General features: G+C 69.2%; 21 protein-coding genes. 12 read left to right on the top strand and 9 right to left on the bottom strand.

Features of this window, described 5'->3' with window-relative positions; genetic code table 11:
• Positions 1 to 19: 19 nt before the first annotated feature.
• Both AB8M46_RS07660 and AB8M46_RS07655 read right to left on the bottom strand, forming a co-directional pair.
• Positions 20 to 775 carry a DUF4253 domain-containing protein gene (locus tag AB8M46_RS07660; protein ID WP_037336314.1) on the bottom strand — a complete coding sequence of 252 codons (756 nt, stop codon included), beginning with the start codon at positions 773 to 775 and terminating at the stop codon, positions 20 to 22.
• A gap of 319 nt (positions 776 to 1,094) precedes the next feature.
• Complete coding sequence (locus AB8M46_RS07655; RefSeq protein ID WP_016337592.1) at positions 1,095 to 2,741, bottom strand: DNA repair helicase XPB; 1,647 nt, start codon at positions 2,739 to 2,741, stop codon at positions 1,095 to 1,097.
• Between the two features lie 85 nt (positions 2,742 to 2,826).
• Between AB8M46_RS07655 and AB8M46_RS07650 the strand changes: the two genes are divergently transcribed.
• On the top strand, positions 2,827 to 3,462 hold the full coding sequence (locus tag AB8M46_RS07650; protein ID WP_037335608.1) for a hypothetical protein: 636 nt from the start codon (positions 2,827 to 2,829) through the stop codon (positions 3,460 to 3,462).
• Here AB8M46_RS07650 and AB8M46_RS07645 read toward each other — a convergent pair.
• Positions 3,459 to 4,415 (bottom strand): ABC transporter substrate-binding protein, encoded by a 957-nt coding sequence (locus tag AB8M46_RS07645; RefSeq protein WP_350597049.1) that lies wholly within the window; start codon positions 4,413 to 4,415, stop codon positions 3,459 to 3,461. The two genes, AB8M46_RS07650 and AB8M46_RS07645, sit on opposite strands and share 4 nt — an antisense overlap.
• A gap of 191 nt (positions 4,416 to 4,606) precedes the next feature.
• Here AB8M46_RS07645 and AB8M46_RS07640 point away from each other — a divergent pair, with 191 nt between their 5' ends.
• The 3 genes from AB8M46_RS07640 (at position 4,607) to mdlC (ending at position 9,714) form a co-directional block, all read left to right on the top strand.
• Positions 4,607 to 7,288: a nitrate- and nitrite sensing domain-containing protein gene (locus tag AB8M46_RS07640; protein WP_394359928.1), complete on the top strand. Its 2,682-nt coding sequence runs from the start codon at positions 4,607 to 4,609 to the stop codon at positions 7,286 to 7,288.
• A 15-nt stretch (positions 7,289 to 7,303) separates the two neighbouring features.
• Positions 7,304 to 7,981 carry a copper homeostasis protein CutC gene (locus AB8M46_RS07635; protein WP_350597047.1) on the top strand — a complete coding sequence of 226 codons (678 nt, stop codon included), beginning with the start codon at positions 7,304 to 7,306 and terminating at the stop codon, positions 7,979 to 7,981.
• A gap of 149 nt (positions 7,982 to 8,130) precedes the next feature.
• The gene (gene mdlC, locus AB8M46_RS07630; protein WP_394359927.1) at positions 8,131 to 9,714 is read left to right on the top strand and encodes a benzoylformate decarboxylase; all 1,584 of its coding nucleotides are present in this window, start codon (positions 8,131 to 8,133) and stop codon (positions 9,712 to 9,714) included.
• Positions 9,715 to 10,104: 390 nt separating this feature from the next.
• Here mdlC and AB8M46_RS07625 read toward each other — a convergent pair whose 3' ends face one another.
• The 5 genes from AB8M46_RS07625 to AB8M46_RS07605 form a co-directional block, all read right to left on the bottom strand.
• A complete protein-coding gene (locus AB8M46_RS07625; RefSeq protein WP_394359926.1) occupies positions 10,105 to 10,974 on the bottom strand; it encodes an ABC transporter ATP-binding protein in 870 nt (289 codons plus the stop codon).
• 19 nt (positions 10,975 to 10,993) lie between these two features.
• Positions 10,994 to 11,827: an ABC transporter permease gene (locus tag AB8M46_RS07620; protein WP_394359925.1), complete on the bottom strand. Its 834-nt coding sequence runs from the start codon at positions 11,825 to 11,827 to the stop codon at positions 10,994 to 10,996.
• Complete coding sequence (locus tag AB8M46_RS07615; RefSeq protein ID WP_073845345.1) at positions 11,824 to 12,594, bottom strand: ABC transporter permease; 771 nt, start codon at positions 12,592 to 12,594, stop codon at positions 11,824 to 11,826. Before AB8M46_RS07615 ends, AB8M46_RS07620 begins: the two co-directional genes overlap by 4 nt.
• A gap of 8 nt (positions 12,595 to 12,602) precedes the next feature.
• On the bottom strand, positions 12,603 to 13,607 hold the full coding sequence (locus tag AB8M46_RS07610; RefSeq protein WP_235213227.1) for an ABC transporter substrate-binding protein: 1,005 nt from the start codon (positions 13,605 to 13,607) through the stop codon (positions 12,603 to 12,605).
• Positions 13,608 to 13,854: 247 nt separating this feature from the next.
• Positions 13,855 to 14,811: an ABC transporter substrate-binding protein gene (locus AB8M46_RS07605; protein ID WP_037335625.1), complete on the bottom strand. Its 957-nt coding sequence runs from the start codon at positions 14,809 to 14,811 to the stop codon at positions 13,855 to 13,857.
• A 722-nt stretch (positions 14,812 to 15,533) separates the two neighbouring features.
• Here AB8M46_RS07605 and AB8M46_RS07600 point away from each other — a divergent pair.
• The 6 genes from AB8M46_RS07600 to AB8M46_RS07575 all read left to right on the top strand — a co-directional run bounded on the left by AB8M46_RS07600 (position 15,534) and on the right by AB8M46_RS07575 (position 21,945).
• Entirely contained in the window at positions 15,534 to 18,647 is a 3,114-nt protein-coding gene (locus AB8M46_RS07600; protein ID WP_394360861.1) for a nitrate- and nitrite sensing domain-containing protein, read from the top strand.
• A 20-nt stretch (positions 18,648 to 18,667) separates the two neighbouring features.
• The gene (locus tag AB8M46_RS07595; protein WP_085939650.1) at positions 18,668 to 19,126 is read left to right on the top strand and encodes a roadblock/LC7 domain-containing protein; all 459 of its coding nucleotides are present in this window, start codon (positions 18,668 to 18,670) and stop codon (positions 19,124 to 19,126) included.
• A 25-nt stretch (positions 19,127 to 19,151) separates the two neighbouring features.
• Positions 19,152 to 19,934 (top strand): DUF742 domain-containing protein, encoded by a 783-nt coding sequence (locus tag AB8M46_RS07590; RefSeq protein ID WP_378427347.1) that lies wholly within the window; start codon positions 19,152 to 19,154, stop codon positions 19,932 to 19,934.
• Entirely contained in the window at positions 19,915 to 20,523 is a 609-nt protein-coding gene (locus AB8M46_RS07585; protein WP_007033392.1) for an ATP/GTP-binding protein, read from the top strand. Before AB8M46_RS07590 ends, AB8M46_RS07585 begins: the two co-directional genes overlap by 20 nt.
• A gap of 429 nt (positions 20,524 to 20,952) precedes the next feature.
• A complete protein-coding gene (locus AB8M46_RS07580) occupies positions 20,953 to 21,372 on the top strand; it encodes a roadblock/LC7 domain-containing protein (protein WP_005156190.1) in 420 nt (139 codons plus the stop codon).
• Positions 21,373 to 21,375: 3 nt separating this feature from the next.
• A complete protein-coding gene (locus AB8M46_RS07575; protein WP_394359924.1) occupies positions 21,376 to 21,945 on the top strand; it encodes a DUF742 domain-containing protein in 570 nt (189 codons plus the stop codon).
• Between the two features lie 160 nt (positions 21,946 to 22,105).
• Here the strand turns inward: AB8M46_RS07575 and AB8M46_RS07570 are convergent, their stop codons facing one another.
• Positions 22,106 to 24,349, bottom strand: a complete 2,244-nt coding sequence (locus AB8M46_RS07570; protein ID WP_394359923.1) for a helicase-associated domain-containing protein — start codon at positions 24,347 to 24,349, stop codon at positions 22,106 to 22,108.
• Between the two features lie 93 nt (positions 24,350 to 24,442).
• Between AB8M46_RS07570 and AB8M46_RS07565 the strand changes: the two genes are divergently transcribed.
• Both AB8M46_RS07565 and AB8M46_RS07560 read left to right on the top strand, forming a co-directional pair.
• A complete protein-coding gene (locus AB8M46_RS07565) occupies positions 24,443 to 24,625 on the top strand; it encodes a hypothetical protein (protein ID WP_037335631.1) in 183 nt (60 codons plus the stop codon).
• A 100-nt stretch (positions 24,626 to 24,725) separates the two neighbouring features.
• The gene (locus AB8M46_RS07560; RefSeq protein WP_037335633.1) at positions 24,726 to 26,126 is read left to right on the top strand and encodes an NAD-dependent malic enzyme; all 1,401 of its coding nucleotides are present in this window, start codon (positions 24,726 to 24,728) and stop codon (positions 26,124 to 26,126) included.
• Positions 26,127 to 26,163: the final 37 nt, after the last annotated feature.

The raw sequence follows: 26,163 nt of genomic DNA, 5'->3' as shown, positions 1-26,163 counted from the left end.
CCTCGGGATAAACGACCACTCACGCCCAAGAGAACCGCCACCGGCGGGTCTGCACCAGGCCGGCCGCGAACTCGCGCAGATTGCCCGGCTGACCGGCGAACGACGGCAGGCAGAACGAGCGGTGCTCGGCGGCGACCGTGAGCGCGCGGCCCTGGGTCCGCGGCGGCGCGGCCACCGACAGCTCCATCGAATCGAAGCCCAGCACCGTGAGCGTCGCGCCGAAGCGGTCTTCCCAGCTGCGCAGGACGGCGGACAGCTCGTGGACCTGGTCGGTCGCCTTGATCATGCCCGTCCAGCCGAGGATCGCCGGGATGTCGGCGGGCCGCTCGGTCTGCACCAAAGCCAGCCGGTGCTGCCCGCGCGCGGCCAGGATCGACCCGGTGTTGCCCGCCTCGGCCAGCGGATCCGCCCGGCGCGACGGACGGCGGGCGAGGCCGGGGAACTTCGCGCCGAACGGGCGCAGGCAGGCTCCGTCGCAGCACGACGTGTCCCACCAGCGGGCCAGCACCTCGGCCGGATCCACCGAGTCGATCCGGTGGTCGGCGGGGGCGAGCCTGCCGCGGTCGTCGATCCAGTCCTCGCCGTTGGCCGCGAAACGCTGGTCGTGCGGGATCAGCACCGGCCACAGCCCGGACCGGTCGAACTCGGCGACGCAGCCGGTGTAGCGCTCCGGCCTGGCCAGCGGCAGGTCGGAAACCCAGATCCGGCCGTGCCACCGGCCGGGCGGCAGGGTCTGAACTGGTGGTGTACCCGGTCGGAACGGTGCGATGGTCATCGGCTTCCCCTCGAACTGGTGTTCGGTCAACTCTACCGAACACTAGTTCGAAGCACCGACAGTTTTCGATACCCCGTTTGCGGGATCTCGGGATGGTCGCCTCAGGCGTCGCTGGAGTCACACGTGCACCAGCTGGTGTCCACAGTGGACTCGTTGTGCTCGGGTGCCCGGACTTACTGCTGGGACGGAGCCGCAAGTGGTAGCAAAGGTCCCTTGCTCTCTTGCCGCAGGCCGGAGGATCGGTGCTGGTGGTCGTGAGTGGCGATTCGGCTTAGAACCCGAATCGCCACTCACGACCACCGTGAGCCGAAGCGAAGCCCTACATCGGGCGCAGCAGGTCGTCCGCGTCCACGATCCGGTACGCGTACCCCTGTTCCGCCAGGAACCGCTGCCGGTGCGCCGCGTACTCCGTGTCGACGGTGTCCCGCGAGACGACCGAGTAGAAATGCGCCTGGCGTCCGTCGCCCTTGGGGCGCAGCAGCCGTCCGAGCCGCTGCGCCTCCTCCTGCCGCGAGCCGAACGTCCCGGAGATCTGGATCGCGACCGACGCCTCCGGCAGGTCGATCGAGAAGTTCGCGACCTTCGAGACGACCAGCGTCCTGATCTCGCCGCGCCGGAACGCGTCGAACAGTTCCTCGCGTTCCTTGTTCCGCGTCGCGCCCTGGATCACCGGCGCGTCGAGTTCGTCGCCGATCATCTCCAGCTGGTCGAGGTAGGCTCCGATGACCAGCGTCGGCTCGCCGGGATGCCGGTCGACCAGCGATTTGATCACCTTGGTCTTGGTGTCCGCGGTCGCCGCCAGCTTGTACCGCTCCTCGGCCTCGGCCGTCGCGTACGCGAGCCGCTCGGCGTCCGTCAGCGTCACGCGGACCTCGGTGCACTCGGCCGGCGCGATCCAGCCCTGCGCCTCGATGTCGCGCCACGGGACGTCGTATCGCTTCGGGCCGATCAGGGAGAACACGTCGCCTTCGCGCCCGTCCTCGCGCACGAGGGTCGCGGTGAGCCCGAGCCGCCGCCGTGACTGCAGGTCCGCGGTCATCCGGAAGACGGGCGCGGGCAGCAGGTGGACCTCGTCGTAGACCACCAGGCCCCAGTCCCGCGAATCGAACAGGTCCAGATGCTTGTACTCGCCCTTGGTCTTGCGCGTGACGACCTGGTACGTCGCGATGGTGACCGGCCGGATCTCCTTCTTCTCCCCGGAGTATTCGCCGATCTCCTCCTCGGTGAGCGAGGTCCGCGCGACCAGCTCCCGCTTCCACTGCCGGCCGGCGACGGTGTTCGTCACCAGGATCAGCGTGGTCGCCTTCGCGTGCGCCATGGCCGCGGCGCCGACCAGGGTCTTGCCCGCACCGCACGGCAGCACGACGACGCCGGATCCGCCCGCCCAGAACGCCTCGGCGGCCTTGCGCTGGTAGTCGCGCAGCTCCCAGTCGTCCTCGGCCAGGTCGATCGGATGCGCTTCGCCGTCGACGTAACCGGCGAGGTCTTCCGCGGGCCAGCCGACCTTCAGCAGCGCCTGCTTGAGCCGTCCGCGTTCGGACGGGTGCACGACGACGGTGTCCTCGTCGATACGCGCGCCCAGCATCGGGCTGATCTTCTTGTGCCGGAGGATCTCCTCCAGCACCGCGCGGTCGATGGTCGACATGACCAGGCCGTGCGCCGGGTGGTTGGCGATCTGCAGCCGCCCGAAGCGGCCCATCGTGTCCACGATGTCGATGAGCAGCGGCTGCGGCACGGGGAACCGCGAGTACGTGGTCAGCGCGTCGACGACCTGTTCGGCGTCGTGACCCGCCGCGCGGGCGTTCCACAACGCGAGCGGCGTGATCCGGTAGGTGTGGACGTGCTCGGGCGCGCGTTCCAGTTCGGCGAACGGCGCGATGGCGATCCGCGCGTCGTCGGCCTGGCTGTTGTCGACCTCGAGGAGCACGGTCTTGTCGGATTGGACGATCAGCGGGCCATCGGTCACATCCTCCTTTATACGTTCCGGCCACACCGGCTCCCGTCGCGGCACCGCTGGTGGAAGGATGTACGCAAGGTGACTGGAGGGGACCTTGACGACTACACCGACCGGCGGGACGCCCGAGTACGACCCGTTCAACGCGCCCGCGCCCCTGCCCTCGATGCCGGAGGCGGCACCGCCGACGCCGTTCCCCAGACCGGCGCCGCTGAGCGTGCTGGCCAGGGTCTCGATCGTGCTGGGTGTGGTCCTCGCGCTGGGCCTGGGGAGCCTGGCCGCCTGGGGGATCTCGCGGTCGAGCAGTTTCGCCACGGTCGAGGCGGGCAAGTGCCTGTACCTGACCGACGAGGCGGGCGGCAACCAGAGCTACACGACGGCCAATTGCAGTTCGAACCGCGCGACCTTCCGCATCGACGAGGTGAGGACGGGTTCGTCCGACTGCCGCGACGCGGACTACATCCAGTTCGAGCTCTACGGGTCTTCGTCCAGCCGGACGGCCAAGAAGACGCTCTGTCTCGCGCTGAACGTCGAGACCGGGGATTGCCTGCGCGACGTCGTGCACGAGACGCGGATCGCGAAGGTCCGCTGCACCGACATCAGCGCGGAGGCGCGGGCGGTCGTCACGCGGGGATCGTCGGAGACCGCCTGTTCGTCGGAAGACACCGCCCTGCACTACACCGGGCCGCCCGAGCGCACCGTGTGCCTCAGGCCGACCGGCGAAAACATCTAGCGCGCCACCATCGACTGCACGTCGAGCCGGGCGCCGAGACTGCCCGAGTTGTGCATCAGATCGGCGACGCGCTGCAGCCGGATGCCGTTGAGGGAGACCGGGTACGTCCCGAGCGAGATCAGCGAAGCCGTCGTCCGGTCGATGTCGGAGAACGACGGCAGCGCGTCGCGGACGACGGCGGGGTCGGCCGCGCGCACCTGCGCCTCGCCGAGGACCTTCCGGAACACCGCGAGCGTGCGGGCGTTGGCCTGGGCGAAGGCCCCCATCGAAACGTAGGACGACATCGGGAAGTCCAGGGTCGCGCCGCGGGCGCCGTCGGCGAGGATGCTCGCCCCGAGCTCCTTCTCGGCCCTGGTGATGTACGGCTCGACCATCCACGCGGCGTCGACCTCGCCCGCCTGCAACGCCTGCGGCATCCGGTCGAACGGGTTCTGCTTGAACTGGATCCGGTTCACGTCGACGCCCGCGGTCCCCAGCACCGACCTGGCCGCCAGCACGCCGACGTCGTCGAGCATGTTCACCGCGATCTTCGGTGACTTCTTGAGCGTCGGTTCGGTGTAGTCGGAGCCGGGGAGTGTGACGAGCGCCATGGTGTTGCGGCCGGCGGTGTAGGCCTCGCCCTGCAACTGCAGCGCCGTCCCCGCCGCGGCGGCGCGGAAGATCGACACGTCGCTGGCGAACGCGAGGTCGACCTCGCCGGCGGAGAGTTTGCCGATCGCCTGGTCGCCGGGAACCTCGACGAGGGTCACGGAAAGGCCGGCCGCGGTGAACTTCCCGGCGGCGACGGCGACCCGCAAGGGCGCCGTGTCGATGGGGCTTCCGACGCCGATCCGCAGTTCCGTCCGTTCGAGTGGCGCGTCGGTACTTGCGTCACCACCGGAAAACACTCCGCAACCGGCGGTCGCCAGCAGAGCCGCTACCAGCGGAATCGCCAAGACACGCATCTTCGTCACCGCTCACCTACCGAGAGAATGTGCTCCTCCTTCTGGATCGTATGGTCCGTGCCCCATACGATCGCCTGCGGGAGACGCCGGATGGCGCGGCTTTCGATCGTTCTCGAACCTTGTTACTCTACAGTAGGTTCGGGCTCTCGTCCCCGATGTCAGCCATGGGAAAGGGTCCCGTGGTGGGAAAAGGAAACCAGGTGGCCCGTCGCGACAAGCGTCCCCGTGGGGGCGACGCGGCGGAACGGCATCCCCGTGTCGGCGGCCGCTGGCGGCTGCGGAACTGGCACCTGCGTACCAAACTCTTCGTGGTACTCCTGATTCCCGCGCTCGCGGTGGTCGCGCTCGTCGGGCTCCGGGTCAACTCCGATCTGCGGGACGCGCGGCAGCTGGCCGAATTCGCCACCCGCGGCCGGGTCGACAGCACCGTCGCCGAAGCGGTGCATCAGCTTCAGCGCGAACGCGACCTCACCGTCCGGTTCGTCGCGGGCGATCGCAAGGGCGACCTTTCCGAATTGACCGAACAGCGCAAACGGGCCGACGAGGCCATCGGCACGTTCGACCGCACACTCGGCGAGAGCAAGAGCAGGCTCGGCGACAAGGCCGCGACGAGCCTGCAACAGACCAGCGATCGCCTGCGCGTGCTGACCGGGCTCCGTTTTTCCGCGGAACACTCGGCTTTTCCCGCCGACGCGGTGCTGCGGTCCTACAGCGAGCTCATCTCCGGCCTGCTCGACATCAGCGACGCCACCGCCGCCGACGTCTCCGACCCGGATCTGGGGAAGCTCCGGCTCGCGGGCAACGCGCTCGCGCGGGTCAAGGATCAGATGTCGGTCAAACGCGCGATCATGGCGGCCGCGCTCGCGCAGGGCGGGCTCAACCGGGACCGGACCCGCGCGCTGCTCGGCGCGGAGGCCGAACTCGCCGCCGCCCGCAGCGACTACCGCACCTTCGCGACTCCCGAACAGCAGCGCATGTACGACGACACGGTCATCGGCCTGATCGTCGACATCGGCAACGACATGGTGGAATCGGCGCTCATCCGCGCCGAGAACGACCAGGGGCTCGGCGGGCTGGACCCGAACCAGTGGGACACCTCGGCCACGTACACGGTCAATCTGGCCCATCAGGTGCAGCAGGCGCTGCTCGTCCAGCTCCAGGAACGCACCGACGCCCTCGCGGCGCGCGCGAGGACGTCCGCGATCTGGGACGGCGGCATCGTGCTCGCCGTGCTGATCGTCGCCGGGGTGCTCTCGGTGATCATCGCGCGGTCGCTGCTGCGGCCGTTGCGGATCCTGCGCCGCAGCGCGCTCCAGGTCGCCGAGCACCAGCTCCCGGCGGCCGTCGAAGGCCTGCTGAGCGATCCCGAACCGCAGCCGGAGAACCTGCGGCGTCGGCTGGCCGTCGCGCCGGTCCCGGTGTTCAGCCGCGAGGAACTCGGCCAGGTGGCGCGCGCGTTCGACGCGGTGCACGGCGAGGCCGTCCGGCTCGCGGGCGAACAGGCCATGCTGCGGGAGAACATCAACGCGATGTTCGTGAACCTGTCGCAGCGGAGCCAGGATCTCGTCGAGCGGCAACTGTCCGTTTTGGACCGTATGGAGGCCGACGAACAGGATCCCGACACCCTCGCCGGCCTCTTCGAACTCGACCATCTCGCGACCCGGATGCGCCGCAACAGCGAGAACCTGCTGGTGCTCTCCGGAACCGACGTCGTCCGTGAAGACGGCGGCGCCGTGGTCGCCGACGAGATCATCGGCGCCGCGCTGTCGGAGGTCGAGCACTACCAGCGGATCGAACTCGGTGCGGCGCCGCGGATCGCGGTGCGCGGCGAGGCCGTCAACGACCTCGTGCACGTGGTCTCCGAGCTGCTGGAGAACGCGACCCGCTATTCGGACCAGAGCACGATGGTGCAGGTCGAGGGGCACGAGACCGACCGCGGCGAATGGCAGATCGAGATCACCGACCACGGCGCGGGCATGCCGCAGGCGGAGATCGACCGGACCAACACGCGGCTGGCGAACCCGCCGGAGGTCGACGTCGAGGTCTCCCGGCGGATGGGCCTGTTCGTGGTCGCGACGCTGGCCGTCCGGCACCATATCGACGTCCGCCTGCGGTCCGCCGACGGCGGCGGGATCACCGCGGTGGTCGTCGTACCCGCCGAACTCATCGTCGAAGCGCCCCGCCCCGCGCCGCTGCCGGAGCCCCCGCCCGTCACCGTCGTCGTGCCGGAGCCGGAACCCGAACCGCCGCTGGAAGTGCCGCCGCTGCCGGAACCCCAGGAGAGCGCGGACGAATCGCGGTTCGCGCCCGTGCTGGATCCCGGGCCGCTGCGGCGTGCGCCGGTCGTCGAGCGCGAGACCCCGCCGGAGTGGCCGTCTTCGGACGACGACGCCGTCAACCATCTCGAACTGGACTCGCCGACCGAGCGGATGCCCAAGTACCAGAGCGTGCTTTCGCAGTGGTTCGACCACGGAGGCCCGCGCGAAGGGCCTTCGCCCGCCGAACCCGGCCCGCCCTCCTTGCCGTCATTCGAACCGGTGAAGAACACCGTGCCCGAGGAGCCCGCGCAGGATCCTGACGAGCCGACCGAGCCGACGTTGAAGCCGCTGGAGCCCAAGGGAAAGGCACCGGAGCCCGAGCCCGAGCCCGCTTGGCCGACGCCCGCCGAGCTGGAGCAGGAGGACGGGGCGGAGGAGACCTGGCCGGTGCTGCCCGCCGTCGTCCCCGAGGCTCGGACGCAGGACGACAGGCCGGAGAAACCGCGGGGGGAGAGGCCGATACTCTCACTTTCCCCCGAAGCGGTCCGCGAACGGATGACCAGCCTGCAAGGCGGTTTCCGGCGCGGTCGCCACGCCAGGGGTGACGACAACCCCTCGGTATAAGCGAATTGGATGGTCATGAGCCCGAAAACCGGCCTGCTGGAAGTGATCGCGCTGACCGCGGTGGACGCGGAGCGCGCACAGGAGGGCGGGGCCGATCGCCTCGAACTGGTCAGCGACATGGCCAGCGACGGACTCACCCCGTCGGTCGAGACGCTGCGCGACGTACTCGCCGCCACCGATCTCCCGGTGCGGGTCATGCTGCGCGACAACATGTCCTTCGCCGCCGGTGACCTCGACGGGCTGCGCGCGGACGCCGGGCGCCTGATCGACGCGGGCGCGCGGGAGTTCGTCTTCGGTTTCCTGGACCTGGAAAGCGAAATCGACGTCGAGGCCTGCGAGACGCTGGTCAAGGAGCTCGACGGGCTGCCGTGGACCTTCCACCGCGCCATCGACCGCGCGCGGGACCCGTTGCGCGCCTACGACCAGCTGACCGCGCTCGGCTGCGACACGGTGCTCGCGGCCGGGCATCCGCACGGTGTGGCGCACGGGCTTTCGGTCCTGCAGCGGCTCGCCCGGCGGGAGGACGGGCCGCGGCTGCTCGTCGGCGGCGGCCTGCGGGCGCAGCAGGTGCACCTGCTGCGGGCGGGCGGGGTCGGCGCTTTCCACGTCGGCAGCGCGGTGCGGCCGGGTGGCTGGGAGTCCGATGTGGACGTCGCCGCCGTGCGCGAATGGGCGGCACTGGTCAAGGAGTAGGCCGGGCGTTCCTTGCGCGTGCGACTGCCGCATTCAGAGGACGAAATGCGGGGGTTGCCGGACGTACGCAGGGGGTCAGGTCCAGACCACATACGGTGATACGAGGTTGCATCTTCAACTATCGCGTGCCGACCAGATAGCGTGTGGCCATGGCTACCCGCACCGTACGTGACGCGACCAGGGAACTGCTGCGCGATCTGGGCCTGACCACCGTTTTCGGCAATCCCGGGACGACCGAGATCGCCTTCCTCACGGAGTGGCCCGACGACTTCACCTACGTGCTCGCGCTCCACGAGGCGTCCGTCGTCGCGATGGCCGACGGGTACGCCCGCGCGAGCAGGCGGGCGGCGCTGGTGAACCTGCACTCCGCGGGCGGGGTCGGGCACGCGCTCGGGCATATCTTCACCGCGTACCGCAACAACGCCCCGCTGATCATCCTCGCCGGCCAGCAGACCAGGTCGTTGCTGCCGGACGACCCGTTCCTCGGGGCCGTCGAGGCGGCGAACTTCCCCAAGCCGTACGTGAAGTGGAGCTGCGAGCCCGCCAGGGCCGAGGACGTCCCGGCGGCGCTGGCGCGGGCGTACCACATCGCGACGCAGGCGCCCATGGGGCCGGTGTTCGTTTCGGTGCCGGTGGACGACTGGGATGTCGAGACCACGAAGCCGATCGTGTCCCGGCCGCAGATCCGCGGTTTCGCGCCCGATCCGTCCGCTTTGGACGAACTGGTGTCGGCCTTGGACGCCGCCGAGCGCCCGGCGATCGTGGTCGGCCCCGGTATCGACGGTGAAGGCGCCGTGCCGGACGTCGTCGAACTGGCCGAGAAGGTCGGCGCCGGGGTCTGGGCGCCGCCGATGGGGGCGCGCTGCTCCTTCCCCGAGGACCACCCGCAGTTCTTCGGATTCCTTCAACCGGAACGGAAAGCGCTCGCGAGCGCGCTGGCGGACCACGACCTCGTGGTCGTCATCGGGGCCCCGGCGTTCACCTACCACGTGTACCGCGGCGAGTCGGAAACCGCGCTGCCGCCGCTGTTCCTGGTCAGCGACGACGAGCAGATCCTCGCCAGGGCGGCGGAAGGCATCGGCATCCGCGCGACGCCGAAGCTCACCATCCGCGCGCTGCTGGACCGCGCCGCGCCGCGGGAAGCGCCGAAACCCCGCACCCGGCTGGAAAAGCCCGCCGCGGTCACGCCGATCACGCCCGGCTTCGCCTACTCGGTGATCTCGGAAGTCCTGCCGGACGACGCGATCGTCGTCGAGGAGACGCCGAGCCACCGCAACGAACTGCACGACCACCTGCCGATCAAGTCCACCGACACCGGTTTCCTCACCGTCGCCAGCGGCACCCTCGGCTACGGTCTCCCGGCCGCCGTCGGCGCCGCGCTGGCCCGCCCGGACCGCAAGATCGTGGCGATCCTCGGCGACGGGTCGAGCATGTACTGCGTCCAGGCACTGTGGACGGCGGCGCAGCACAATCTGCCGGTGACGTTCGTGATCTTCGACAACTCGCAGTACGCCGCCGTGCGCATCCTCGGCGAGGCCGCGGGCGGTGAGAAGGTGCCGGGAGTCGACCTCGGCGGCATCGATTTCCCCGCGCTGGCGAAGAGCCTGGGGCTGCGGACGTCGGTCGTCGAGAAGGCCGAAGACCTCAAGCCGACGCTGGAAGCGGCGTTGCCGGACGAGCGGCCGCATCTGGTGCACGTCCGCATCGACGCGAACCCGCGCACGCTGTACTGAGTGGGCTGAAGGGCGCTTTCCCCGCATCACATGCCGGGAAAGCGCCCTTCATCGCGTCGCGTGGTTGTGATCCCCTGTGGAGCGTTGCGAAAGCCACTTTCGCAACCTTCAACGTTGCGAAAGTGGCTTTCGCGACATGGCAGCCGCAGGAGTGGCGGCCTTCGCAGCCCGGTCCGGATTCGTCGTCTTAGCCGATCGCGGCCCAAGTGTCCAAAAAGGACGCAACCGAGTCTATTTAATGCCTGTATGTACGGTTTTCGACCGGGTCGTGAGTGGTAAGGGTCGTTCTAACCCTCATTGCCACTCACGACCCGCCGGTCAGACCGTGCAAATCGACCAAACCAGGCGCTGTCGCCCTGGAAGAGTCCCTTATGGACGATCAAGAAGGCTTCAGCTCTTCGCGCGCGCCTCGGCCTCGGTGGCGTCGGCAGCCGCCTCCTGCTGCGCCAGCTCGTACTCGGCCGCGTCCGAAGCGGCGGCGACCGCTTCCGGGGCGCCACCGTGCAGCAGCCGCGCGACCTCACCGCGCAGCGTCACGAACTCGGCCGATTCGCGCGTGGTGATCTGGTCCCGCTCCGCGGGCAGCCCGACCGGTAGATCCGCGACGATCTTCGCGGGCGACTTCGACAGCACGAGCACGCGGTCCGACAGGTAGACGCTCTCGTCGATGTCGTGCGTGACGACGAGGACCGTGCTCCCGTTCTCGCGCTGCACGCGCCGCGTCAGGTCCTCCAGTTCGAACCGCGTCTGCGCGTCGACCGACGCGAACGGCTCGTCCATCAGCAGCAGGGCGGGACGGCTGGCCAGCGCCCGCGCGATCGACACCCGCTGCTGCATACCGCCCGAGAGCTGCCACGGGAACTTCGAGCCGACCCCGGACAGGCCGACCGACTCCAGCGCCTCCTGTGCCCGCGTCCGGCGCTCGGAGCGGCTCAAGTTGCGCCACCGCAAGGGGAACTCGACGTTCTTCGCGACCGAGAGCCACGGGAACAGCGAGCGGCTGTAGTCCTGGAACACGACGGCCAGGTCCTCCGGCACGCCGGAGACGTCGTCGCCGTGCAGGCTGACGCGGCCGGACGTCGGCTTGATCAGCCCGGCGATGCAGCGCAGGAGCGTGGACTTGCCGCAGCCCGACGGGCCGACGATGCTCGCGAGCTGTCCCGCTTCGACGGTGAACGACAGGTCGTTGACCGCGACGTGCGCCTTTTCTCCCGCGCCGTACCGGTGGTTCAGCCCGGAGACTTCGAGCATGGTTGACATCTTGCTGACCCTTCGAAAACTAGAGACGGCCGTTGCGGGTGGGCTGCCAGCGAAGCACTCTCTGCTCCACCGCGAGGAAGGCCGCGTTGAACCCGAAGCCGAGCAGTCCGAGCAGGACCAGCCACGACCACATGAGCGGGAAGTCGAACGCCTGCTGGGCGTCCATCAGGGACCGGCCGATGCCGTTGTAGGAACCGACCAGTTCCGAGATCACCATCAGCAGCAGGGAGATGGACAGGCTCAGCCGCAGGCCGGCGAAGATCTTCGGCCCGGCGGCGGGGAGCACGATCGAGCGCACCCAGTACGACCGCGGGGTCCGGAACGACTTCGCGGTGTCGATCTTCACCTGGTCCACCGACCGGACGCCGTCCACGGTGTTGAGCAGCACCGGCCAGATCGCGCCGAAGATGATCGACCCGGTCTGCATCCCCGGCCCGAGTCCGAAAAGGACGATGAACACGGGGATCAGCGCGGGCGGCGGGACCGAGCGGAAGAACGCGAAAAGCGGGCCGACGTAGTCCATCCCCGTCTTGGACCGTCCCAAGAGGACACCCAGCGCGACACCGAACGCGCCGGCCAGCAGCCAGCCGCCGAGGGTTCGGCCGAGGCTGGGGAGCACGTTGTCGAACACCGTGTCGGTCAGGAACAGCTGCGAGGCCGGGCCGGTGAACCACAGTTTCACCGAAGCGCTCAGGATCTCGCTCGGCGGCGGGAAGAACGGGCTTTCCGCGAGCCGGGTCGCGAGCTCCCAGATCCCGATCAGGGCGAAGAAGAGCAGCCAGTTGCGGACGAGGATGCCGATACCCCGGCCCACTCGCCTGCCGACGCGGCTGGTCAGCGTGAGGGTCGTCACGAGACCGCCTCCCGGTCGACCGTGCTCCAGCGGAACGCCCGCCTGCCGATCATCTCGAGCCCGCCGTTGATGAGGAAGCCGAGCGCGCCGACCACCACGGTGCCGGCGAGCACGAGGTCGAACCTGGTGGAGCCGGTGCTGGCCTGCATGATGAAGTTGCCGATGCCGAGTTTGGCCCCGGCGAGGAACTCGGTACTGACCACCGCGATCAGCGCGATGTTGGCGGACAGCCGCACCCCGGTGAACACGAACGGCGCGGTATGCGGCAGCGCCACCGACGTCAGCGTCCGGAACTTGCTCGTACCGCAGGCCTTCGCGGTCTCCAGCAGCACGGGGTCGATCTCGCCGAGCGCGTAGATCGTGTTGAACATGATGGGCCACAACGACGCGTACACGGCCAGCGTGATCTTCGCCTCGGGCCCGCCGCCGATCAGCAGGAGCACCAGCGGGATCAGCGCGACCGCGGGGATCGGCCGCAGGAACTCGATGACCACCGCGGTCGCCGTGCGCAGGCCGGGGATGCTGCCGAGCAGCAGACCGGCGGGCACCGCGATGGCGACCGCGATCAGCAGGGCGATCGCCCACGCGAGGAACGTGGCGATCAGGTCCCGGACGAACTGGGTCTCGCCGAACTGTTCGACGATCGTCACGAGGACGACGGACGGCGGGGGGAGGAACTCTTTACGGACCAGGCCGGCCTGGACGATCACTTCCCAGACGAGGAAGAAACCGGCCAGACCGGCAAGGGCACGGAGAAGTCGTGACACCTTTACCTTTATCCAGCTTGAGGGGCGAGCATCGGAGCGGCGTCGAGCTTGGCCCCGATCACTCCGGTCTGCAGCAGCAGATCCGGTACCCGCTGCAGGCGACGGGCGTCCAGAGTGGACCCGAACGTCGGCAGCGTGAGCAGTGAAGCGGTTTCCGCGTCGACCTTGGCGAACTTGACGATGAGGGGTTCGATCTTGGAGCGGTCGGCCGAGTCGCGCACGGCCTTGCCCAGTGCGCGCTGGAACGCGGCCAGCGTCTTGGGGTTCTTGTCCACGAAGGACCCGAGCGCGCCGAAGCCCGCCAGGGGGAAGTCCTGGGTGGCGCCGGTCGAGATGTCGACGACCGGGGTCGCGCCGACGACCTTGGATGCCTGGGTCAGGAACGGCTCGGGCAGGTAGCCCGCGTCGACCTGGCCCGCCGCGAGCGCCGAGGCGATGTTCGGCAGCGCCATCGGCACCCACTGGACCTTGCTGGTGTCGACGCCGTGGTCCTTCATCACCGAGACGGTGAGCAGGTGGGAGGCGGTGTTCTTGTCGGTGATCGCGATCTTCTTGCCCGCGAGGTCGTTGATCGTCTTGACCGAGGAGGTCGGCACGGTGACGACCGCGTTGCTCTTGGGGCTGGCCGAAACCGCGTCGGCGACGAGGCGGATGTCGGCGGCGCCCTTGCTCTTCGCCACGAAGAACGGCATGTAGGTGGAGAAGGCGATGTCGACCTCGCCACCGATCATCTTGGTCATCGCCTGCTGGCCGCTGGGCGCGTCGACCGCTTCGACCTCGAGACCTTCGGCCTTGAAGTAGCCGCCCTCCTGCGCCAGCCGCAGCGGCGCGAGGTCGACGACGGGCAGCAGGGCCACCTTGATCTTCGGCTTCTCAAGGCCGCCTTCGCCACCCGACGCCTTGGACGTGTCCTCGCCGCCGAGTGCGCCACAGGCGCCCAAGGTGGCCAGCATGAGCGCGCTCAGGGCGACGCCGATGGCACCCCGTCCTCTACGTACACCGCTCCTGCTCATGGCGTTTCGAAACAAAGCCAGCTCCTCGGAAACAATGAATCACCGTTGGGTTTTTTCATCCGTGTCGTGGCTTCATTCCGCCAGGCACGCGGTCACCTTAGAGATTTGCCCACCTGCTCACAATGGGTGTCGTGAGCGGGTGATCATTTTAGGCCATTCGCCCGATCACCTGATCACCCGCTTGGACATCATTACTTTCAGTGATCAATTTCCGAGAAATGTGACTATTAGATGTAATGCCGCGTCGTCAGCTGGTGGCCTGCGCCGCGATCATCGGGCCGACGTCGATCTTGGTCTGGATCGCGCCCATCTGCAGGAGCAGGTCCGGGACCCGCTGGATACGGCGGGGGTCCAGGGTGGACTGGAACGTCAGCAGCGTGGTCAGCGCGGCGGTGTCCTGGTCGATCTTGGCGTACTTGACCAGCAGCGGCTCGATCTTGGAGCGGTCCGCCGCGTCCCGGGTGGCCTTCTGCATGGCGCGCTGGAAGGCGGCCACGGTCTTCGGGTTCTCCGACACGAACTTGCCGAGCGAGCCGTAGCCCGCGGTGGGGAAGTCCTGGGTGGCGCCGGTGGCGGTGTCCACGACCGGGACGGTGCCCGCCTGCTTCGCGGTCTGGGTGATGAACGGCTCGGTCAGGAAGCCGGCGTCGATGTCGCCGTTCTTGAGCGCGGTCCCGATGTTCGGCAGCGGGATCGGCACCCACTGGACCTTGCTGGCGTCGACGCCGTGGTCCTTCATGACCGACTTGGACAGCGTGTCGGACACGGTGTTCGGCGCGGTGATGCCGATCTTCTTGCCCGCCAGGTCGCTGACGCTCTTCACCGACGACGTCGGCAGCGTGACCAGCATCGTGCTCTTCGGGCCCGCGGAAGAAGCGTCCGCGACCAGCTTGATGTCGGCGGTGCCCTTGCTCATCGCGATGAAGAACGGCGTGTAGCTCGCGTACGCGATGTCGACCTCGCCGCCGATCAGCTTGGTCAGCGAGACCTGACCGGTCGCGGCTTCCACCGCCTCGACGTCGAGGCCCTCGTTCTTGAAGTAGCCGCCGTCCTGGGCGAGGCGCAGCGGGGCCAGGTCGATGGTCGACATCACGGCGATCTTGATCTTCGACTTCTCGAGGCTCCCCGAGCCGCCGGAGGAGGACGAATCGTCCCCGCCGAGCAGGCCGCAGCCGCTGACCGATACCGAGACGACGGCCGCCATCGCGAATGCGAGGGCTCCACGTCGACCCCGGCTGATGCCCAAGGCCTTCTTCGAGCTTGCAGAGCCAAGCAAAGTGGTGCTCCTGATCGAGGGGGAGGACACGTGATGACGTGGCCTGATGTGGAATTCGGAAGTGACTCTTTGTCGAGTCACGGGCCCACTGTAGAGAACACACACTGTGCTCACAATGGGTGGTCATCCCATGATCCCAAGTGGTAACGATCACCCGAACAGGTTGTTTGTCAGAAGTGAACACAACGGGGCGTGTTCGAGGCGGGGACTTGTTGACGAATGAGCGTCAACGGGTCAAGACCCGTCCGGGGCTTACTTGCAGGTCTTGACCGAAGGGTTACATCTGGGCCGCCCGTTCGCTACCCTCATGCACCGGTAGTGAGGTGTGGACCACTGATGTAGTGAAAGAGAGTGCCTTGGATGGCCGAACGCTCTGGACCTTTCCCGAGGTGCAAGGCACTCTGTGTCGAACGCGATCCTGATGTCGGACACGACCGTGCTTCACTGGTGCGCGCCCGCGCACTGGCGGGTTAGGCCGAATAGACCAATGACGTCAGGCGGGATTTCGGCCAAGTGCACTTGAGAGACTGCGTCAAAGACGACTTCCTCATTCGTCAGAGTGAGCACTCGCGTCCAACGTCTCCCTGCCGGGTGGCAGGAGCGTGCGGGTAGTGGTCTCCGACAACCGACCCAGGCAGCAGCAGAACGGCATGTCCAAAATGGGCTTTCCCGGCCCGAATGAAGATGATGGTGGTGCGGCGGTGCCGAACGAAGACACCGCGGGGGTGGGAGGGACCCCTGCGCGGGAAACCGGAGACGGTCCTGGTGGGAAGGCCGGGTCGTTCCTGGGCCTGCGTAACTGGCGTCTGCGATCGAAGCTCGCGGCCGTCCTGATCATTCCGACGCTGACCGCGCTCGCGCTCGGCACGCTCCGCGTGATCGACGACAGCAGCGAAGCGGCCCGGTTCCAGGACACGGCCGACCAGGTCGCGTTCGCCGACAAGATCACCCTCGTGGTGCACGAGCTGCAGAGCGAACGCGCGCTCGCCGTCGCCAAGATCGCCTCCGGTGACCCGTCGCGCCAGAACGGTCTCGACGCGCAGATCGCCAAGGTCGACCGCGCCATCGACGACCTGCGTGCCTCGGCGAACCAGATCAACCCGGACGATCAGGACACGAGGGACCGCTACTCGCGCGGTCTGCAGCGGCTCGACGCCCTGCGCCCGCTGCGCGGCGCGATGAACACCTCGCTGCTGGGCGACACCCCGATCCTCATCGCCTACTCCGGCATCCTCGACTCGCTGGTCCAGCTCGGCCGCGAGGTGACCACCGCGGTGGCGAACCGCGACGTGCTCCGGCTCGGCGTCACCGTGCAGGCCATCAGTGAGAGCAAGGAGTTCATCGCCCGCGGTGACGCGGCGCTGCTGATCGCCTCCTTCCGCTCCGGCTTCCCCGGCGACCTGTTCGACCAGGCGCGTTCGGCGGTCGCCAGCGGCGACGCCTCGACGGCGGCGTTCCTCAACAACGCCAGCCCCGAACAGCGGCAGCTCTACTCGGACACCTTCTCCGGTCCCGAGGTCGACGACCGGCGCCGGATCACCACGATGGCGTTCTCGCTGCACCAGCAGAACGAGCCGCCGGCGATCGACAACGTCGCCCTCGGCAACGACAGCCGGGTCGCGCTGGACAAGCTGCGCGCGGTCGAGACCAACCTGCTCGGCCAGCTGCGGGCACAGGCCGACGGCCTGGCCACCGACGCGATCAACTCGGCCTGGATCGGCGGCGCGGTCGTGCTGCTGGCGCTGCTCGCGGCGCTGTTCCTGATGCTCGTCATCGCCCGCCTGATGCTGCGCCCGCTGCGGGTGCTGCGGAAGACGGCGCTCGACGTGGCCTACACACGACTGCCGGAAACCGTGCAAGCGATCCTCGACGACCCGGACCCGGTCAACGCCTCGAAGCGGTCGGTCGAGCCGGTGCCCGTCACCTCGCGTGACGAGATCGGTGAAGTGGCGCGGTCGTTCGACGTCGTCCACGAACAGGCCGTCAAGATGGCCGCCGAACAGGCCCTCCTGCGCGAGAACGTCAACGGCATCTTCGTGAACCTGTCCCGCCGGTCGCAGCGGCTGGTGGAACGCCAGCTGGGCGTGATCGACCGGCTCGAGGCCGACGAGCAGGACCCGGACCACTTGGCCAGCCTGTTCGAGCTCGACCACCTCGCCACGCGGCTGCGCCGCAACGGTGAAAGCCTCCTGGTGCTCTCGGGCGCCGGTCTCGCGAAGTCGGTGCCCAAGCCGGTGCCCGCCGCCGACGTCATCGGCGCCGCGGTCTCGGAGATCGAGCAGTACGCCCGGATCGAGATCGGGATCGTCCCCGAGGTCGCCGTCCAGGGCCTGACGATCCACGACCTCGTGCACGTCCTCGCGGAACTCCTGGACAACGCCACCTACTTCTCCGAGCCGGAGACGAAGGTGACCGTCCGCGCGGTGATCACCCGCAAGAAGGCGCTCGCCATCCAGGTCACCGACCACGGTGTCGGCATGACCGAGGAGCGGCTCGCCGAGGTCAACCAGCGGCTGGCCGACCCGCCGGACCTGGACGTCTCGGTGACCCGGCGGATGGGCCTGTACGTGGTCGCGCGCCTGGCGCGCCGCCACGGCATCGAGGTCCGGCTCCGGGAGAACGAGGACATCGAGGGCGGCGTGATCGCGCGGGTCGTCGTGCCCGCCGAGCTGCTCACGCAGATGCGGCCCGGCGCGCGCAACACCCCGCCGCCGGCGAACCGGTCGGAAACGTCGATGCCTTCGATGCCGTCGGTGTCGGAGATGTCGACCTCGCTGCCGAACATCCCCGCCTCCGACCGCGGCCTGGAGATGACCCCACCGCCGCCGTCGAAGCCGCCGGCCGCTCCGCAACCGGTCGCGTCGCAGGGCGGGCTCGTCCCGCTCGACCAGCCGATCAGCCTCGACGACCTGGTCGCGGGCAAGAACGCGGCCGGGCCGTTCCTCAGCCCCGCGTCCCCCGCCGAAGAGGCCCCGGCGTGGCCGACGGCCGAAGACATCTCGCCGGCGAACGGTGACGGCGCCTCCAGTGGCACCGAGACCCAGTTCGCGTCGCTGGTGCTGCCGAAGCGGGAGCCGAAGTACACGCCGGTCGAGCCGCGGAACAAGCCTGAGGAGCCCGCGGAGTCTTCGGACGCGGGCAAGTCGGCGCTCGACGACGACGTGCCCACCCGGCGGCTGCCGATCTACCAGTCGGTGCTCTCGCGCTGGTTCAGCGAAGGTGACGAGACCGGGGGCGACTCCCCGACGACGTACACCGAGCCGGTCGAGTCCGAACTGCCCGTGCGGACCCCCAACGGCGGCGCCGAAGCGGTGGAATCCGCGGCCGAGGACACTTCCGGAGAGGCATTGCCCACTCGGACCCCACGGAGTGTTCCGCCGGAGACGGTGCTCCAGGACAATGGCTGGCGCAGCGCGTCGGACGACGGCTGGCAGGCGGCGCAGGTCCTGTACGAAGACCGGAACGACGAGATCACCCCGGCGGGCCTGCCCAAACGGGTGCCGAACCAGTACCTCGTCCCCGGCTCGATCGGCGGGAACGAGCCGAAGAAGGAAGACTCGTTCGCCGACAAGACCTCCGGAATGCCGGGAACGGGTGCGATCGCCCGCTCGGCGACGGCGGCGCGGAGTCGGATGGCAAGCTTCCAGAAGGGCTACACGTCGGGACGGCACGCGTTGAAGGAACGCCCGCTCGATGCGCTGGATGACAACGGCGTTCCGGTGACCGGCAGGGATACCTCTGCCGATGACAGCAGTAAGGAGTGACAGTGACACGGGCGGGTGCGATGCAGCCGGGTGGTCCGGCGCAGCCTGGCGGCCAGGCGCAGGGTAAAGGACACACGAGCAGCTTTGCCTGGCTGATCACGGATTTCGTGCACCGGGTCCCGGGCGCGGCGCATGCCGTGGTGGTGTCGGCGGACGGTTTGCTGCTGGCATCCTCGAAGGGACTTCCCAAGGACAGGGCCGATCAGCTGGCGGCGGTCGCGTCGGGGCTCACGAGCCTCGCGCGCGGTGCGGCGAAGGTGTTCGAGGGCGGCACGGTCGCGCAGACGGTGGTCGAGATGGCCAACGGCTTCCTCTTCCTGATGTCGGTGTCCGACGGTTCCTGCCTGGCGGTCCTCGGGTCGCCGGAGAGCGACATCGGCTTGGTCGTCTACGAGATGACCCTGCTGGTGGAACGGGTGGGGCAACAGCTGACACCGGAGATGCGCGCGCAGCTGCAGGGCGCGTCGGTCCGCCGCTGAGCGACCGGGAACCGAGGAGAATGCCGTGGACGACGGGCGCTTGAGGGGCGATGGCCGGCTCGGTGACGACTTCTCCGGCGGGTGGTCGGAACGAGACGACGGCCGGGAGGACTGGACGTCCTTCCGGGACCGGGTCGACCGCGAATGGCGATCGCGAAGGGCACAGGGGTCGGACAACGACCCCGTGGCCCCGGACGAAGCCTCCCGCTGGCTGACCGATTCGAACGCGGGACAGGGACCCGCCGACTTCAGCGTCTCGGACTACCGGGAACGCCTGCTCGGCGGGCCGGGGGCGGAGCTGTTCGGTGGTGGCAGCGGTCCGCTCTACGACTCGGGCGAGTTCGCCAAGTTCTCCTTCGACAAGGAGGAGGAGCGCCGGGCGGCGGCCGCCGCCGACCCGCTCGCCGCGGCCCTGCCGCAGCAGGCGCAGAACGAGTTCGTCGACGAGCAGTACACCACCGACGTCGAATCCTCCGGCCTGGTCCGGCCGTATTTCCGCACGCGGGGCCGGACCAAGCCGACGTACGACCTTGCCATCGAGGCGTTGATCTCGACCAGCGAACAGGGACGTGTGCTCGACCGGGTACGCGTCCCCGAACACCGGTCGATCTGCGACCTTTGCCTGGACACCCGGTCCGTCGCCGAAGTCGCGGCGCTGTTGCGCCTGCCGCTCGGCGTGGTCCGGGTGCTGATCGGAGACGTGGCCGGCCTCGGTCTGGTCCTGGTGCACACCGCCAGCCAGAACGTGGGTGACCGGCCGAGTATCGAGTTCATGGAGAGGGTGCTCAGTGGGCTTCGGAGAATTTGACTCCGACGCGAATGCGCCGCAGGTGACCGGACCGACTTCGTCGGCCAAGATCGTGGTCGCTGGCGGATTCGGCTCGGGGAAGACCACGCTGGTCGGAGCGGTTTCGGAGATCGATCCGCTGACCACCGAGGCCATGATGACCGAGGCCAGTACCGGCGTCGACGACAATTCGGCCACCCCGAACAAGTCGACGACGACCGTGGCCATGGACTTCGGCCGGATTTCGCTGGACTCGGACCTGGTGCTGTACGTGTTCGGTACGCCGGGCCAGCACCGGTTCTGGTTCATGTGGGACGACCTCGCGGTCGGCGCCATCGGTGCCGTCGTGCTGGTCGACACGCGGCGGCTCGCCGACGCGTTCCCGTCGATCGACTTCTTCGAGAACCGGAAGCTGCCGTACGTCGTGGCGATCAACTGCTTCGACCGGCTGCTGCACCACCAGATCGAGGACGTCCGGCACGCGCTGACGATCTCACCGTCCGTGCCGATCATGGCCTGTGACGCCCGGGAACGTGAGTCCGCCAAGCAGGTGTTGATCTCGGTCGTGCAGCACGCCATCGCACACGATTCGGCGTTGCGCGCTGGGTAAAAGGGACAAAAGCCCGGAGCGGATGCGGCCGTTGGAGTGAACTCGGCAGGCTTCACCCGCTTCGGGGAGTGGCGTCACCGGTCGGATCGAACGCGGGGCGACCCCTTTCACGCGATCCGGCGCCGACGACCCCCGATCGAGTGGTCGCAACGTCGGTGACCTGCGCGGACGCCGGTTCACACCTGGTCGCGCCAGGCCACCACAGGGTGACCCACGAATGCGTGGTTCACGATGTGTCGACGCGGTGCGCGGCTGGACGTTTACGTTCGGTTAACGCGGTCGGCCGGGTGGCGGGCTCGACACGATCGACGGGACGAATACGCTGGGTGGAGGCGTCTTTCGGCTCGTCGGCACCGGGATCGGTGCTGGTGGGCGGGAGACGCCCGGACCACGCCGCCCAGGTGGTCTTGACGCAGCGAGGAGGGACTTGTGACGGCATCCGGGCAGCAGAGCTCGTTCGGCTGGCTCATCACGGATTTCGCGCGCCGGGTTCCCGGTGCGGCGCACGCCGTGCTGGTCTCCGCGGACGGGCTTCTCCTCGCGCCGTCGGACGGGCTGCCGCAGGAACGGGCCGAACAGCTCTCCGCGGTCGCCTCCGGGCTGATCAGCCTCACCGCCGGCGCGGCCCGCTGCTTCGACGCGGGCGGGGTCAACCAGACCGTGGTCGAGATGGAACGCGGTTACCTCTTCCTCATGTCGGTCGCCGACGGCTCGTCACTCGCCGTGCTGGCCGCGCCGACCTGTGACATCGGCACCGTGGCCTACGAGATGACGCTGCTCGTCGAGCGGGTCGGCCAGCAGATCACCCCTGAGCTGCGGGCGCAGCTGCAGGGCGGCGTACGTGGGTGACCGATGAAGATCAGCGGATTCACCGAACCGGACCCCTCCGGCTGGGACTCCCTCTATCAGGGCACCGAACGCGAGGCCTTCGATTCGCCCAGCCGGTTCGAGCTGAGCTCGATCAGCACGGTGATGCCGCGGCGCCCTCCCGAGCCGGCGCCTCCGATGCCCTCACCGATCCGGCAGTCGCCTCCTCCGCGGCCCACTGACGTCGCCCCGGCTTCGGTCTACCTGCCGCCGGCTTCGGGCTCCCGGGTCCGGCCCTACACCCGCACCGGCGGGCGCACCCGCACCGCGCACGACCTGGCGCTGGAGGCGCTGGTGTCGACCAGTGAGGACGGCCGCCGGTACCGCGGCGTGCGGACCCCAGAACACCGGCAGATCTGCGACCTCTGCCTGGACACCCGCTCGATCGCGGAGATCGCCGCGCATCTGCGGCTGCCGCTGGGCGTGGTGAAGGTGCTCGTGGGCGACATGGCGGACGCCGGTCTGGTGCTGATCCACCAGACGGAGCTGATCCTCGGTGATTCCTCTTCGCGCGCTTTCATGGAACGCGTGCTGCAAGGCCTGCGCGCCCTCTGACCGCCCGCATTTCGTCCTCTAAATGCGTGCCGGTGCTCTCGGCCGTGGCTTGTCCTGAAGGCCACCTTCAGGACGTTGGATGTCTCAAGGGTGGCCTTCAGGGCATCGCTTCACGGTGTGCCTGACTCCCCGCATTCAGAGGACTAAATGCGGGGAGTGGTCAGTCTTCGACGAGAGCGGCCGACGTGATCCGGTGCAGCGGGTAGCGCTCGTTGTCGGTCCCTTCGAGGACCCCGCCGCCGACCCGCAGCGGCCGCACCACCCGCTGGCTCGCCGTCCCGCGTGAGTCGACGAACCCGATCCACACCTCGCGGCGCTCGATGGTCGCCTGGGAGAGCAACGCCAGCGTCGCGGACGTGTCCCCGGCGCCGCCTCCCTGCGGTGCGCGCACCGTCTCGCCCCGGCGGCGCGCCGAAGCGGCGTCGCCTGCCCGGACGTGCGCGACGATCTTGCCGACCTGTTCGTCGGTCAGCCCGGCAGGCTCTCCGGGCGCGCGACGCGCGGCACGCGCCTTCGCGGGCAGGCGACGTCCGGACGGCCTGATGTCCATGACGCGTCCGTCGGGGCCTTCGGCGGCCGGAGCGAACCCGGCGGCGCGGAGCGCGTCGAGGACTTCGGCGAGTGGGTACGCGCTGATGAGCACGGTCGGCGCGATCATCCGCAAGCCGTACTCCGTCGCGACGGGGCTGCCCATGACCTCGGCGAGCAGCGACGCGTCGTCGCAGCGCAGGAACGACTCGGCGGCACCGCCACGCAGCCGCCCGTGCCGCCGGGCGACGTCGTCGATGAGGTAACTCAGCGATTGGGGCACCGGCGTCGCCGACTTCGACGTGAACAGCTGATGCAGCTCGCCCGCGGTCCGCCCGGTGTCGAGCGCGCGCCGCACGGACGTCTCCGTGATCCGGTAGACGGTCGCGTGCCCGGCCGATTCGATGTCGGCGACTGCGGTCATCTCGGCCGCGAGTTCCGCTTCCAGCGGTCCCGGCGCGACCACGGTCAGATCGGCCTGGACCAGCACGTGGCCCACCGGACGCGGCAGCGCGTCGATCATCGCCTCGATCGCCCCCGGGCGATCCTCGGCCAGTAGCGCCCGGGTCGCCGTGGTGAGCCCGCCGAGGCCGATGAGGCCGAGCGCGGCCCCCTCGGCCATCGTCCAGCGCACGGTCTCGTCCCGCAGCCGCCCGCCCCGCCGCGGCGCGCGCCAGGCGAGCGCGGCGACCAGTTCGTCGGTGCTCTTCACGCCCGCGCCTTCGGGCAGCGCCGCCAGCGCGAGAAGGATTCGGCGCCGCGAAGTGGGCGCCAGCGGACGGCGCAGGTCTTCCGAAAGCGGCGCGATCGGCTTGTCCTTCGCGTCCCGCCCGTCGGCGAGACCGGGCAGCCGGGGCAGTTCGAGCCAGGCCTGCGCGACCGTCATCCAGCGCTGCGCGGTCGGCGACGCGAGCCACGAATCCGTGAGCGTCGTCGGCACCCATTCCGGCGTGGTCGCTTCGCTGTCGGCCACCAGACCGGCGCCGACCGCGATCTCCGCGAGCAGGGTCACCCGCGCTTCGTCGACGTCGAGATCCTTCGCGAGCTTCTTCAGTTCGCGGACGCCGAGCCCGCCGGACTTCAGCACCGGCGGTGGCGTCTCGGACCAGGCGCGAAGCATGTTCTCGGTCTGGCGCAAGAATTCCATCGCCTCGCCGGCCGCCGTCGTGTCCACAGTGGACTGCTGATGCGGATGGACGGGGAGTTCCGGTTCGCGCAGCGACGCCTGCTCGAAGACCACCCCGCCGCGCAGCGCGATCCCGATCTCACGCGGCAGCTCGACGGTCTGATCGTCCCGGCGCAGCAGCAGTCCCCTGGCGAGCAGGCGCTGGACGGGGTTCTGCGCCCGTTCCAGCGGGACGTCGGCCGACGCGTCGCGGGTGCGGCCGATCGGCGGCCCGGCGGCCAGCGTCGTCAGCAGGGCGCGTTCGTCCTCGCCGACCTCCGCGAGCGCGGCCTCGATATCCGTTCCGGCGAGCGAGGGGGACGACGCCCCGAGCCCGGCGGGGAAGGGGCCGAGCGCGTCGCGGGCCGACGGCGGGACGCGCAGCGCGTCGTCCTCGCCCCAGACCAGGGCCCGCTTGCGCAGCAGTGTCAGCGCCTCGCCGATCTCCGTGCCCGCGAGTCGCGCCACCTCGGCGGCCGGGACCGGCTCGGTGTCCGCTCCGGCCAGCAGCAGGGCGTCGAGGACGGCGAGGGTGAAGGTGTCGAGGTCTTCGCAAGCACGCGCGACGGAGCCCGGCGTGCCTGCCCGGGTGGCGAGCACGATGGTGTCGGACGGGGGCGGCGTGGACAGGTCGCGACGCGTGCGCAGCAGCGCGGCGAGGGCGTCGTCGGACTCCTGGCGCAGCCAGTCCGCCAGGGATGGCGCGGGCATAGAAGACCAGGATACCGGGCGGGTGGTGGCCCGGCAGCCGCGTTCGGGCAGACTGTCCCTCGAGAACGGCTTGACCATGCTCTGGAGGACGTTGTGGCGAAGGGCGATAACAAGAAGCGCGCGGGCATCGACCCCACGTGGCCCGGTGAGGACGGGGAGCACCCCGTCACCGAGCTCGCGTCCGATCGGCAGGGCGCCTTGTCCCCGTTCGGCGACGTGACCTTCCCCCTCGACGCGGTGCCGTACGTGCACCCCGAGACCGAGATCAACCGGTAAGAAGCTACTGGCGGGTTACCCCTGCGAGGGTTCGTGGCGGTCGTCACGGGAGTAGGTTTTCGATCGACCTATTCGAGCTTTCCTCAGCGGGGGTAGTGCCATGCCGGTTCCCGGTCCGGGATATTCGATCACCGTCCGGGTGGAGGCCCCCGCGTCGTCCACCGCGGCGGGTGATCTGACCACCGCCGTCGGCCGGGTCGGCGGCGTGCTGACCGCGTTCGACGTCGTCGAGTCGCACCCCGATTCGATCGTCGTCGACATCAGTGCCAACGCCCTGTCGGAGAACCACGCGCAGGACATCACGCAGACCCTGGACTCGCTGCCGGGCGTCCGCGTGCGCAAGGTCTCCGACCGGACGTTCCTGATCCACCTCGGCGGCAAGATCGAGGTCAGCCCCAAGGTCGCGCTCCGCAACCGTGACGACCTCTCCCGCGCGTACACGCCGGGTGTCGCCCGCGTCTGCCAGGCGATCGCGGCGAACCCCGAGGACGCGCGCCGCCTGACCATCAAGCGCAACACCGTCGCGGTGCTCACCGACGGTTCCGCGGTGCTGGGGCTCGGCAACATCGGCCCGGCCGCCGCGCTGCCGGTGATGGAGGGCAAGGCGGCGCTGTTCAAGAAGTTCGCCGACGTCGACGCGTGGCCGGTCTGCCTGGACACCCAGGACACCGAAGAGATCATCATGATCGCGAAGGCGCTCGCGCCGGTGTACGCGGGCATCAACCTCGAGGACATCGCCGCGCCGCGCTGCTTCGAGATCGAGAAGCGCCTGCGTGAACAGCTCGACATCCCGGTCTTCCACGACGACCAGCACGGCACCGCGATCGTCGTGGTCGCCGCGCTGCGCAACGCCCTGCGCGTGGTCGGGAAGAACATCGAAGACTGCAAGATCGTCGTCAGCGGCGTCGGCGCGGCGGGTTCGGCGATCATCCGCCTGCTGCTGCGCAAGAACCCGGGCGACATCGTGGCCGCCGACATCGACGGCATCGTGCACTCGGCACGCGGCAACCTCGACGAGAACCTGACCTGGATCGCCGGTCACACGAACAAGGAACAGCAGGCGGGCACGCTGCACGAGGCGCTCGTCGGCGCCGACGTGTTCATCGGGGTCTCCGCGCCGAACCTGTTCGGGGCCGAGCAGGTCGCGACCATGAAGTCCGATGCCGTCGTCTTCGCGCTGGCCAACCCGGACCCGGAGATCGACCCCCTCGAAGCGCAGAAGCACGCCGCCGTGGTCGCCACCGGCCGCAGCGACTTCCCGAACCAGATCAACAACGTGCTCGCGTTCCCCGGCGTCTTCCGCGGGCTGCTCGACGCGCAGGCGCACCACATCGACGACTCGATGCTCCTCGCGGCCGCCGACGCCATCGCGGACGTCGTGGACAACGGCAAGCTGAACGCCTCGTTCATCGTGCCGAGCGTGTTCGACAACGCCGTCGCCCCCGCGGTCGCCGAAGCAGTGAAGAAGGCGGCGAAAGCAGCGAAGGCTGCTCAGTCGTAGGACGTGGTAGCAAAGGTCCCTTGCTCCATTCGGCGGC

Origin of the sequence: Amycolatopsis sp. SB7-3 (assembly GCF_041021335.1) — a bacterium.
Classification (GTDB): Bacteria; Actinomycetota; Actinomycetes; order Mycobacteriales; family Pseudonocardiaceae; genus Amycolatopsis; species Amycolatopsis japonica.
The sequence above is the reverse complement of the archived record's forward strand: the minus strand, read 5'-3'. Positions and strand labels throughout refer to the sequence as shown.